Here is a 10,915-nt window from a genome sequence, read left to right on the forward strand (position 1 = left end):
CCCACGCTCCTTGGATGTAAGGAAGGGCCCCCTGCTAACGCCTCGTGTATAGGAGGGGTCCCCTGCTTTCGATAGCTCACAGCAGCACCAGGTCGTCGCGGTGGACGACCTCCCGTTCGTACGCCGGACCGAGCGCCGCGGCCAGGTCCGAGGTGGACCGGCCGAGCAGGCCGGGCAGTTCGACCGCGTCGTAGTTGACCAGTCCCCGGGCGACCGGTGCGCCGGAGGTGTCGACCAGGTCGACCGGGTCACCGGCGGTGAAGGCTCCGTCCACGGCGGTGATCCCGGCCGGCAGCAGCGACTTGCGGCGGCCCACCACCGCGGCGACCGCGCCCGGGTCGAGGTGCAGCCGTCCCCGGGGTGCGGTGGCGTGCGCCAGCCAGAACAGCCGCGCGGCCGGGCGGCTGACGCTGGGGTGGAAGAACGTGCCGACCGGCTCACCGGCCAGCGCCGCGACCGCCTGCGGTGCGGAGGTCAGCACCACCGGGATGCCGAATCCGGTGGCGATCCGGGCCGCCTCGACCTTGGTCACCATGCCACCGGTTCCGACACCGGCCCGCCCGGCACCGCCGATGTCGACTCCGGCGAGGTCCGACTCGTCGCGTACCTCGGCGATCCGGCGGGCGCCGGGACGCGCCGGGTTGCCGGTCCAGAGCGCGTCGACGTCGGAGAGGAGCACCAGCAGATCGGCGTCGACGAGCGCGGCCACCAGCGCGGCCAGCCGGTCGTTGTCGCCGAAACGGATCTCCTCGGTGGCGACCGTGTCGTTCTCGTTGACGATCGGCACCGCCCGCAGGTCCAACAGCTTGCGCAGGGTGCGGTACGCGTTGCGGTAGTGCGCCCGGCGGGTCACGTCGTCGACGGTGAGCAGCACCTGCCCGACGGTCCGGCCGTGCCGGGCGAAGGCGGCGGCGTACCGCCCGATCAGCAGGCCCTGGCCGACGCTCGCGGCGGCCTGCTGGGTGGCCAGGTCACGTGGTCGCCGGGAGAGCCCGAGCGGGGCCAGGCCGGCGGCGATCGCGCCGGAGGAGACCAGCACGACCTCACGTCCGTCGGCCGTCCGGGATCCGAGGGCGTCGACCAACGCGTCCACCCGCCCGTCGTCCAGACCGCCCGTGGCGGTGGTCAACGAGGAGGAACCGATCTTGACCACGACCCGCCGGGCCGCCCTCACCGTGTCACGCACCCGCCTATTCTGCGTGGTCGGCGCGGTGTGGCCCGGCGGCCTTCCCATAGTCTGGCCGCTTGTGACACCAGACGAGTACGTCGAGGCGGTGCTGGAGCTCGTCGACCGGATACCGCCGGGCCGGGTGATGTCGTACGGCGGGGTGGCCGACGCGCTCGCCGAGCGCTCCGGACGGGCCTCCGCCCGGCTGGTCGGATCGATCATGGCTCGGCACGGTGGGGCCGTCGGATGGCACCGCGTGGTCAACGCCACCGGCACGATGCCGCCCCGACTCGTCGCCGAGGCGCGGGCGCGGTGGCGCAGCGAGGGTACGCCGCTGCGCGCGGGCCGGGTCGACATGCGGGTGGCGCAGTGGCAGCCCGGAGAGGGGATGTGACCCGCGCCATAACGTGAGTAACATTCGGCGCCATGAACGCGTCGCCGGGTGGAACAGGGGCGGGCGGCCTGCCGCGCAAGGTGCACGCCGGGTACGCGCTCGGATCGCTGGCCACGGGAGCCTTCGGCACCGTGCCGGGGCTGCTGCTGTTGCCGTACCTCACCGACACGCTCGGCGTGGCCGCCGGGATGGCTGCCCTGCTGGTGCTGCTGCCGAAGGCATGGGACGTACTGGTCAACCCGGTGGCCGGGCGGATCTCCGACCGGACCCGGTCGCGGTGGGGCGCCCGTCGGCCGTACCTGCTCGTCGGCGGGTTGGCGCTGGCCGTGCTGTTCGGGTCGATCTTCGCTGCGCCGTTCGGCGCCGGACCGGCCGCCGGGGCGTACGTGGCGATCGCCTTCCTGGCCACGGCCACCGCGTTCGCCTTCTTCCAGGTGCCGTACGTGGCGATGCCGGCCGAGTTGACCGACGACTACGCCGAACGTACCCGGATGATGACCTGGCGGATCGCGGTGCTGGCGCTGGCCATCCTGGTCGCCGGTGCGGTGGCCCCGCTGGTCCGCGACGCCGCCGGTGGTGGCGTGCCGGGGCACCGCTGGATGGGCGTGTTCGTGGCCGCGCTGATCGCGGTGGGTGCCGTCGGCGCGTTCCTCGGCACCCGACCGGCCCCGCAGGGCTCGGTCGGGGAGAGCGAGCCGAGCCTGCGGGCCCAGCTCTCCGTCGCCGGTCGCAACCGACCGTTCCGGGCGTTGCTGCTCTGCTTCGTGGTGCAGTCCGCCGGGGTGGCCACGATCCTCGCCGGGGTGCAGTACTTCGCCGACCAGATTCTGCGCGACCCGACGACCGGCCCGACGCTGCTGTTCCTCTGCTTCGTCGGCCCGGCGCTGGTGGTGATGCCGCTGTGGTCGCGGGTGGGCGCCCGGCTGGGCAAGCTGGCCGCGCTGGTGGCCGCGTCGCTGATCCTGTCCGCCGGTGGACTGGCGCTGGTCGCCGCGCCGGTGCTGCCCGCCGTCGTGGTCTATCTGCTGGTCGCGGCGCTCGGCGTCGGGTACGCCGGTCAGCAGGTGTTCGCGCTGGCCATGCTTCCGGACTGCATCGCGTACGACACCGCGCGCACCGGCCGGCGGCAGGCGGGCGTCTTCACCGGCCTGTGGACGGCGGGCGAGACCTTCGGCCTGGCGCTCGGCCCGGGCATCTTCGGTCTGGTGCTCGCGCTCACCGGCTACGTCTCCTCCACCACCGGCACCGCAGCGGTCCAGTCGGACACCGCGCGCCTGGGCGTCCTGCTCGGCTTCACCGTCCTCCCGGCCCTGCTGATCGGCCTGGCCACCCTCCTGCTCCGCCCCTACGACCTGACCCCCACCCTCCTGTCCACCCTCCACCCCTCCCACGCCCCCACCACCCCCGACGTCCCCGGCACCCCCGACGCTCCCCGCGTCTCCGTCGTCGATCATGGAGTTGTGGTGAGGGCGAATGCCATCGAAAGCCACGGAAAGGGCACCACTACTCCATGATCGACGAGAGAGGGTCGGCGCTGCCGGCGCACGGGGTCCCGGCGGAACAGGTGCTGGCAGAGGTTCGCGTCCTGCGGGAGTCGGACCGGCCGACGCACGGCGGGCGGCTGTTCGCGTACGTGTACGACGCGGCCGTCGCCGGGCTGGACGAGTTGGCCGCCTCGGCGTACGCCGAGAGCGCGCACGTCAACGGGCTCGACCCGACCGCCTTCCCGTCGCTGCTGGCGATGGAGAACGCGCTGGTCGGCGCGGCGGCACAGGTGCTCGGCGGCGGACCCGGCACCAGCGCGCCGGAGGTGGTCGGCAGTGTCACCAGCGGCGGCACCGAGTCGCTGATCCTGGCCGTCAAGGCGGCCCGCGACGCCCGCCCCGAGATCACCGCACCACGGATCGTGGTGCCGACCAGCGCGCACGCCGCGTTCGCCAAGGCCGCCCACTACCTGCGGGTGGCGCTCGACACCGTACCGGTTGACCCGGCCACGCTCCGGCCCTCGGTCGCCGACGTGGCCGCCGCGATCGGGCCGGAGACCGTGCTGGTGGCGTGCTCCGCCCCCTCGTACGCGCACGGCGTGATCGACCCGGTGGCGCAGATCGCCGGTACGGCCGCCGCGGCCGGGGTGCGCTGCCACGTGGACGCCTGCTTCGGCGGCTGGACCCTGCCGTACCTGCGCCGTCTCGGCGTCGACGTGCCCGCGTTCGACTTCGCCGTCGCCGGGGTCACCTCGATCTCGGTGGACCTGCACAAGTACGCGTACGCGCCGAAGGGCGTCTCGGTGCTGCTGCACCGTGATGCCGGGCTGCGCGCGCCGCAGTACTTCGCGTACGCCGACTGGCCCGGGTACACGATGGTCAACCCGGTGATCTCCTCCACCCGGTCCGGTGGCCCGATCGCCGCCGCGTACGCCACCCTGCGGCACCTCGGCGACGACGGCTACCTGGAACTGGCCCGCCGCACCCGGGAGGCGGTCCGGGTGCTGGCCGACGCGGTACGCGGCGTCGACGGGCTGCGGCTGGTCGCCGAGCCGGAGTCGACCGTGGTCTGCTTCACCGCCACCGAGTCCGGCCCCGACCTGTTCGTCCTGGTCGACGAGTTGGCCGCGCGAGGGTGGCACACCCAGCCCCAGCTCACGTACGCCGGTCTGCCGCGCAGCGTGCACCTGACGGTGACCGCGGCGGTCGCGCCCACGGCGGCGGAGTTCGGTGCCGACCTGGCCGAGGCGGTGGCGGCGGCCGGCGCGACCGGGCCGGTCGTGTTGCCGCCGGAACTGCTCGCCCTCGCCGGGGCGCTCACCCCGGAGGCGCTCACCCCTGACCTGGTCGCCGGGCTCGCCGCCGGGCTGGGCCTCGGGGGTGGTGGTGGGCTGCCGGACCGGATGGCAGCGGTGAACACCCTGCTGGACGCCGCGCCACCCGCGCTGCGGGAGCGGCTCCTGGTGGAGTTCGTGAGCCTGCTGCAACGCCCGTCGTTCTGAGCGCCTTCTTGTAAGGAGGGGACCCTTGCTATGCACGAGGCGTTAGCAGGGCGCCCTTCCTTACAACCAGGGCGAGTGAGCGCTGTGGTTGACTGTCGGAGACGGGAAGGGGGCGGACGTGCAGCTACCGGCGGTGCTCGGCGAGCCGATCCGGTTCGTGCTCAACTGGGGCCGGCGGTATTCGCTCTGGGTCTTCAACTTCGGGCTGGCCTGCTGCGCCATCGAGTTCATCGCGACCAGCATGTCCCGGCACGACTTCATGCGCCTTGGCGTGATCCCGTTCGCACACGGTCCCCGACAGGCCGACCTGATGGTGGTCTCCGGCACGGTCACCGACAAGATGGCCCCGGCGATCAAGCGGCTCTACGACCAGATGCCCGAGCCGAAGTATGTCATCTCGTTCGGTGCCTGCTCCAACTGTGGCGGCCCGTACTGGGACTCGTACTCGGTGACCAAGGGCGTCGACCAGCTCATCCCGGTCGACGTCTACGTGCCCGGCTGCCCGCCCCGGCCGGAGGCGCTGCTGCACGGCATCCTCCGCCTACAGGAGAAGATCGCCGCCGAGCAGTCCGGCATCGGCGGCGTACCCCGCCCCGACGCGCTCGCCCCGCCCACCGACGCGCTGGCCACCGACGCGGCATCGACCGGCGGGCCGCAGGCCGACGCCCCGTCCGCCGACCAGGCCCGAGCGGCCGACGCACCGGCGGGCCGGAGCACCCCGCCCCGCGACGCGGCCTCCCTCACCGCCCCGCCGGTACGCCCTCCGACCTCCTGAGACTCGCAGCGACGACCGATCCCCGGCGGGCGGGACACCCCGCTCGGCGCGGTCACCGTCACGGTGGCGGGCGGACGCTAGCGTGCGGTCATGACCGACTCAGCGGAGCCGCGCTCCGCCTTCATCGTCAAGGTGCTGACCGAGGAGTTCGGCACCCTGATGGCGCTCGACCCGGCCGCCTTCCGGCGCAAGTTCCGCAAGATGGCCGCGTCGCCGTTCGCGTTCTACCGGGGCAGTGCCAGCCTCTTCTACGCCGACCAGCGCGGCGACTTCGCCGACGAGCGTTTCCTCGACGAGCAGACCAGCCGGGTGTGGATCCACGGCGACCTGCACGCGGAGAACTTCGGCACCTACATGAACGGCTCCGGCCAGCTCGTCTTCAACGTCAACGACTTCGACGAGGCGTACGTCGGGCCGTTCACCTGGGACCTGCGGCGCTTCGTCGCCAGCGTGGCCCTGATCGGCTACACCAAGGCGCTCTCCGACCGGGTGATCAGCGACCTGGTCACCACGTTCGCCGAGCACTACCTGACCGAGCTGCGGGCCATCGCCGCCGGTGGTGACGACGCGATCGGGTCGATCACGCTGGACAACGCCGACGGGGTACTGCGCCGGGTGCTCCAGCAGGCCCGCCTCAACACCCGGGTCGACCTGCTGCGTGAGCAGACCACCGTCGACCAGTACGAGCGGCGGTTCTCGCTGCGCGACGGCGTGTACGAGGTGGACGACGACGTCCGGGCGCGGGTCTGTGCCGCCTTCCAGGACTACCTGGACACGCTGCCCGCCGGCACGCGGACCCGTCCGGTGGCGGCGCAGATCAAGGACGTGGTGCTGCGTAAGGGCGTGGGGATCGGGTCGGCCGGGCTGCCGTCGTACAACCTCCTGCTGGAGGGGCACACCCAGGCGCTGGAGAACGACGTCCTGATCTACATGAAGCAGGCGCAGGTCCCGGCGGTCGCCCGCTATGTCGACGACGAACGCGTCCGTGGCTACTTCCGCCACCAGGGCCACCGTACGGCCGAGTCGCAGCGCGCCCTCCAGGCGCACGCCGACCCGTGGGTGGGCTTCACCGAGCTGGACGGGGTGGGCCAACTCGTCGCCGAGGTCTCCCCGTACGCCGCCGATCTGGACTGGGCGGACGTCAACGAGCCCGAGGAACTGGCCGGGGTGCTGGCCGACCTCGGTCGGGCGGTCGCCCGAATGCACTCGGTCGCCGACGACGAGTCCAGCCACGACCTGGTCGACTACTCCACCGAGGAGGCGATCGTCGCGGCGGTCGACACGGATCCCGCCGGCTTCGTCGCGCACCTGGTCGACTTCGCCCACGCGTACGGGGTGCGGGCCCGGCAGGACCACCAGCTCTTCGTGGACCTGTTCCGCAACGGCGAACTGCCGGGCGTGTAGCGACCGGCGTCCGAGGTCAGACGGTGAAGTCGATGACGACTTTGATGTCCTCGGGCCCGGGGGAGTAGGCCGAGGCGTACTGCGACAGCGGCACCCGGCGGGTGACCAGTGCGCCGAGCCAGTCCCGGTCGGCGCGGGCCAGCGCCTCGGCGGCGGCGTCCCAGTGTCGTCGGTTGGCGTTCACCGAGCCGAAGACGACGTTGTTCTCCAGCACCAGGGTGCGGTTGAGCGCACCGGCGTCGAAGTCGATGATCCGGCCGCCGCTGGAGACCCCGGCCAGGCAGACGATCCCGGTCGGTGCGACCTTGCACATCGTCTCCAGGACGACCACCGGCGCGCCGGTGCACTCGACGATCACGTCCGGCTCGAAGTCGAGTTCCTCGACCGGCCCGGAGTGGTACGTGGCCCCGAGCGCACCGGCCAGCGCCGGCTTCGGCCCGTCGGTGGCCAGGTCGAGCACGTGCACCGACAGCCCCCGCTGGCTGGCCAGCAGCGCGGCCAGCAGGCCGATCGGCCCGGCACCGGTGATCAGGGCGGTACGCGGCTGCCACTCCGCCCGCCGGCCGATCCGGTCGATGTGGTCCCACGCCTTGACCACCACGCTCGTCGGTTCCAGCAGGACGCCCACCTCGCCCAGCGCCGGGTCGAGGCCGACGGCGAACCGGGGTTGCAGGCGCCAGCGTTCCCGGGCGAACCCGGGCAGTCCCTTGATGCCGTGCTCGGTGAACATGCCGTTGCGGCACATGTCCCACTCGTCCACGGCGCAGTTCGGACAGGGCAGCGGGTCCGGGTGCCGGACGATCCCGGCGACCAGGTCACCGGTCTGGAGGGTGCCGGTCGGGTCCTCCAGCACCCGGCCCAGCGACTCGTGCCCGAGCACCAGGTGTTCGGCACCGGGCGGCGCCTCGCCGTACTGCCCGTCGATGATCTCGATGTCGGTGCCGCAGACTCCGACCGCGACGGCCTCGACCAGGATCGCCCCCTCCTCGGTGGCCGGTTCCGGGTAGTCGTCGAGCAGTCGCAGCGAGCCGGGCACTCCCGGGGTCACGGTCACAGCGCGCACGGACCCATCCTGTCCGGCACCGGGGCCCACCGTCGGCAAAGCCGAGATCTCCACCCGGCCGCGCACCACCTGCCGGGCCGTGGGCCGGATCACCGACCGCAGGACCGGGCTCGCAGCCGGGCGCGGGCGGCCGGACACGCCCTAGGATCAGCGGCATGACACCGGAAGAGGTCGGCCGGCGGCTCGTCACGCTGCTCGCCCCCGTCGAGGCCACCGCGACGGTCTCCGGGGGTCAGGCATACTCCCGGGCCACCGTCGACGTACCCCCGCAGCAGTGGCGGGCGGCGTTGCTCGCTGTCCGCGACGACCCGGAGCTGGCCTGCGACTACTTCGACTGGCTCTCGGCGGTCGACGAGCTGGCCGACGGCTTCGACGTGGTCGCCCACCTGTGGTCCACCACGCACCGGCACGGGGTGCTGCTGCGCACCCGGGCGCCCCGGGCGACGCCGACGGTCGACTCGGTGGTGTCGGTCTACCCGGGTGCCGCCTGGCACGAGCGGGAGACCCACGAGATGTTCGGCATCGACTTCGCCGGGCACGCCGACCTGCGGCCGTTGTTGCTGCCGCCGGAGTTCGAGGGCCATCCGCTGCGCAAGGAGTTCGTGCTCGCCTCCCGGGTCGCGAAGCCCTGGCCGGGGGCAAAGGAACCGGGCGAGTCCGAGGCCGGTGGCGGTCGGCGGCCGATCCGGCCGCCGGGCGTACCCGCACCCGGTGAGTGGGGTGTGGTGCCGACCCCGGCCGGGGCCGGGGGTGTCGGGGAGGGGCCGCGCGGCGGTACCCCGGCACGGCCAGCCCGGGAGCGTCCGGCCCGACCGGCACCGGGTACGCGCCCACCGCGTACCCCCCGATCGGCCGGTCCCGCCACGGACCCGGCGGCGGACGGCGAGGAGGGTACGCCCTGATGCCGCTCTGGCTGGAACTGGTGATCCGCATCGGCGGGGTGGTGGCCGCCTTCCTGATCCTGCCGCTGCTGGTGGGTCAGGCCGAGCACAAGGTGATGGCGCACATGCAGGGCCGGCTCGGCCCGATGTACGCGGGCGCGTTCCACGGTTGGGCACAGCTCGTCGCCGACGGCGTGAAGTTCGTCCAGAAGGAGGACGTCACCCCGCGCGCGGCGGACCGACCGGTGTTCCGGCTGGCTCCGGCGGTGGCCCTGGTGCCGTACCTGCTCGCCCTGCTGGTGATCCCGCTCGGGCCGAACGATCTGGTCGGGCAGCCGTTGGACGTGGGCCTGTTCTTCGTGCTGGCGGTGGTCGGCGTGGGTGTGCTGGCCGTGCTGATGTCGGCCTGGGCCTCGGCCAACAAGTTCAGCCTGCTGGGTGGGCTGCGCGGTGCGGCCCAGTTGCTCGGCTACGAGCTGCCGCTGGTGCTGGCCGCCGCGTCGGTGGCGATGGCCGCCGGCACGCTGAGTCTGTCCGGCATCGTCGAGGCGTGGCAGCCGTGGTGGCTGATCTGGCAGGCCCCGGCGATGGTGGTGTTCTTCGTGGCCGGCCTGGCCGAGATCCGTCGGCCGCCGTTCGACATGCCGGTGGCCGACTCCGAGCTGGTGTTCGGGTACATGACCGAGTACACCGGCCTGCGGTTCGCGTTCCTGCTGCTGGCCGAGTACGTCGGGATCGTGGTGATCGCCGCGCTGACCACGGTGCTGTTCCTCGGCGGGTGGCAGGGGCCGTTCGCCGACGACCAGCTCGGCTGGCTCTGGACCCTGCTCAAGGTGGCCGCCGTCAGCTTCGTGATCATCTGGTTGCGGGTCTCCTACCCGCGCCTGCGCGAGGACCAGTTGCAGCGGCTCTGCTGGTTGGTGCTGGTGCCGACTGCGCTGGCCCAGCTCGTGCTGACCGCCGCCGTACGGGTGGCGCAGATGTAAGGAAGGGACCCCTACTACCGTCTCCGGTATAGCAGGGGTCCCTTCCTTACATCTCTTCCCGCCGCCCGACGGCCCGCCGCCGCTGCACTGGAGCGCGACGGCGGGGCGGGCGGTCAGCGCAGGGGAGTGTGTGCGGGGTCGACCCGCTCGGTGGGCGGCGGGGGCGGCGGGGGCGTGCCGTCGCCGAACGGGCGACCGCCCAGCGCCTCCCGGTCGTGCGGGGTGAGCCAGTTCGACAGGTCGGGGCCGAGCGGCACCACCCCGGTCGGGTTGATGTCCCGGTGCACCTCGTAGTAGTGCCGCTTGATGTGGTCGAAGTCGATGGTGTCGCCGAAGCCGGGCGTGGTGAACAGGTCCCGCGCGTACGCCCACAGCACCGGCATCTCGCTCAGCTTCTGCCGGTTGCACTTGAAGTGCCCGTGGTACACCGGGTCGAAGCGGACCAGCGTGGTGAACAGCCGTACGTCGGCCTCGGTGATGGTGTCGCCGACCAGGTACCGCTGCCCGGCCAGGCGCTCGCTGAGCCAGTCGAGCCGGTCGAACAGCCGGTGGTACGCCTTCTCGTACCCCTTCTGGCTACCGGCGAAGCCGCACCGGTACACCCCGTTGTTGACGTCGCTGAAGACCAGCGCGTTGACCTCGTCGATCTCGTCGCGCAGGTGCTCGGGGTAGAGCTGCGGCGCACCCGGGCGGTGGTGCTCGGTCCACTCGGTGGAGAGGTCCAGGCTCATCCGGCTGTAGTCGTTGGTCACCACCTGACCGGTCGGCACGTCGACGATCGCCGGCACGGTGATGCCGCGCGGGTAGTCCGGGTACCGGGCGAAGTACGCCTGCTGGAGCCGCTCGATGCCGAGCACCGGGTCACGCCCCTCGGGGTCGAGGTCGAAGGTCCAGCTCCGCGCGTCGTGGGTCGGCCCGGCGACGGCCATCGAGATGGCGTCCTCCAGTCCCAACAGCCGCCGGACGATGATCAAGCGGTTCGCCCAGGGGCAGGCCCGGCTGACCGCCAGCCGGTACCGGCCCGCCTCGACCGGGTAGCCGTCCCGGCCGTCGACCGTGATCCGGGTGGTGATGTAGTTCTGGTCCCGGTTGAACTCGCCCTGCTCGACGTACTTCCCGCCCTCGCCCATCCCGCCCCCAAGGTGTCGCCACGTCCTCCTGCGTCCCATCATGGCCGATCATGCGCGGGCCGGCGCGGGGAGCCCGTCGGAAGCCACGGTCCGGGCCGGACGGTGGAGATCCTTCGGGTGGTGGTCGC

At 72.6% G+C, this 10,915-nt stretch carries 10 protein-coding genes; 7 read left to right on the forward strand and 3 right to left on the reverse strand.

Annotated features, from left to right (window positions below):
- Positions 1 to 76: 76 nt before the first annotated feature.
- Positions 77 to 1,234, reverse strand: coding sequence for a glutamate 5-kinase (gene proB / locus ACIBMZ_RS01900; RefSeq protein WP_396690163.1), 1,158 nt, complete (start codon positions 1,232 to 1,234; stop codon positions 77 to 79).
- A gap of 13 nt (positions 1,235 to 1,247) precedes the next feature.
- On the opposite strand from proB, the gene ACIBMZ_RS01905 reads away from it, so the two are divergent.
- The 5 genes from ACIBMZ_RS01905 to ACIBMZ_RS01925 all read left to right on the forward strand — a co-directional run bounded on the left by ACIBMZ_RS01905 (position 1,248) and on the right by ACIBMZ_RS01925 (position 6,727).
- Positions 1,248 to 1,562 carry an MGMT family protein gene (locus ACIBMZ_RS01905; protein ID WP_396690165.1) on the forward strand — a complete coding sequence of 105 codons (315 nt, stop codon included), beginning with the start codon at positions 1,248 to 1,250 and terminating at the stop codon, positions 1,560 to 1,562.
- A 32-nt stretch (positions 1,563 to 1,594) separates the two neighbouring features.
- Positions 1,595 to 3,076 (forward strand): MFS transporter, encoded by a 1,482-nt coding sequence (locus tag ACIBMZ_RS01910; protein ID WP_396690167.1) that lies wholly within the window; start codon positions 1,595 to 1,597, stop codon positions 3,074 to 3,076.
- Complete coding sequence (locus tag ACIBMZ_RS01915; RefSeq protein ID WP_396690169.1) at positions 3,073 to 4,548, forward strand: pyridoxal phosphate-dependent decarboxylase family protein; 1,476 nt, start codon at positions 3,073 to 3,075, stop codon at positions 4,546 to 4,548. The genes ACIBMZ_RS01910 and ACIBMZ_RS01915 overlap by 4 nt, the downstream gene beginning before the upstream one ends.
- A gap of 118 nt (positions 4,549 to 4,666) precedes the next feature.
- The gene (locus ACIBMZ_RS01920) at positions 4,667 to 5,323 is read left to right on the forward strand and encodes an NADH-quinone oxidoreductase subunit B (RefSeq protein WP_396690171.1); all 657 of its coding nucleotides are present in this window, start codon (positions 4,667 to 4,669) and stop codon (positions 5,321 to 5,323) included.
- A gap of 90 nt (positions 5,324 to 5,413) precedes the next feature.
- Complete coding sequence (locus ACIBMZ_RS01925) at positions 5,414 to 6,727, forward strand: DUF2252 domain-containing protein (RefSeq protein WP_396690173.1); 1,314 nt, start codon at positions 5,414 to 5,416, stop codon at positions 6,725 to 6,727.
- 16 nt (positions 6,728 to 6,743) lie between these two features.
- Here ACIBMZ_RS01925 and ACIBMZ_RS01930 read toward each other — a convergent pair whose 3' ends face one another.
- Positions 6,744 to 7,790, reverse strand: a complete 1,047-nt coding sequence (locus tag ACIBMZ_RS01930) for a glucose 1-dehydrogenase (protein WP_396690175.1) — start codon at positions 7,788 to 7,790, stop codon at positions 6,744 to 6,746.
- A 155-nt stretch (positions 7,791 to 7,945) separates the two neighbouring features.
- Here ACIBMZ_RS01930 and ACIBMZ_RS01935 point away from each other — a divergent pair, with 155 nt between their 5' ends.
- Together ACIBMZ_RS01935 and ACIBMZ_RS01940 are read left to right on the forward strand one after the other, a co-directional pair.
- Entirely contained in the window at positions 7,946 to 8,692 is a 747-nt protein-coding gene (locus ACIBMZ_RS01935) for an NADH-quinone oxidoreductase subunit C (RefSeq protein ID WP_396690177.1), read from the forward strand.
- A complete protein-coding gene (locus ACIBMZ_RS01940) occupies positions 8,692 to 9,657 on the forward strand; it encodes an NADH-quinone oxidoreductase subunit H (protein WP_396690178.1) in 966 nt (321 codons plus the stop codon). Before ACIBMZ_RS01935 ends, ACIBMZ_RS01940 begins: the two co-directional genes overlap by 1 nt.
- A gap of 113 nt (positions 9,658 to 9,770) precedes the next feature.
- Here ACIBMZ_RS01940 and ACIBMZ_RS01945 read toward each other — a convergent pair whose 3' ends face one another.
- Positions 9,771 to 10,787 (reverse strand): glutathione S-transferase family protein, encoded by a 1,017-nt coding sequence (locus ACIBMZ_RS01945; RefSeq protein WP_396690180.1) that lies wholly within the window; start codon positions 10,785 to 10,787, stop codon positions 9,771 to 9,773.
- Positions 10,788 to 10,915 lie beyond the last annotated feature (128 nt).

Origin of the sequence: Micromonospora sp. NPDC049900 (assembly GCF_044461025.1) — a bacterium.
Classification (GTDB): Bacteria; Actinomycetota; Actinomycetes; order Mycobacteriales; family Micromonosporaceae; genus Micromonospora.

Bases quoted from the DNA above. Each gene is read 5' to 3' on its own strand.
- proB (WP_396690163.1), bottom strand. From the start codon at position 1,234: ATGGGAAGGCCGCCGGGCCACACCGCGCCGACCACGCAGAATAGGCGG.
- ACIBMZ_RS01910 (WP_396690167.1), top strand. From the start codon at position 1,595: ATGAACGCGTCGCCGGGTGGAACAGGGGCGGGCGGCCTGCCGCGCAAG.
- ACIBMZ_RS01915 (WP_396690169.1), top strand. From the start codon at position 3,073: ATGATCGACGAGAGAGGGTCGGCGCTGCCGGCGCACGGGGTCCCGGCG.
- ACIBMZ_RS01925 (WP_396690173.1), top strand. From the start codon at position 5,414: ATGACCGACTCAGCGGAGCCGCGCTCCGCCTTCATCGTCAAGGTGCTG.
- ACIBMZ_RS01935 (WP_396690177.1), top strand. From the start codon at position 7,946: ATGACACCGGAAGAGGTCGGCCGGCGGCTCGTCACGCTGCTCGCCCCC.
- ACIBMZ_RS01940 (WP_396690178.1), top strand. From the start codon at position 8,692: ATGCCGCTCTGGCTGGAACTGGTGATCCGCATCGGCGGGGTGGTGGCC.
- ACIBMZ_RS01945 (WP_396690180.1), bottom strand. From the start codon at position 10,787: ATGGGCGAGGGCGGGAAGTACGTCGAGCAGGGCGAGTTCAACCGGGAC.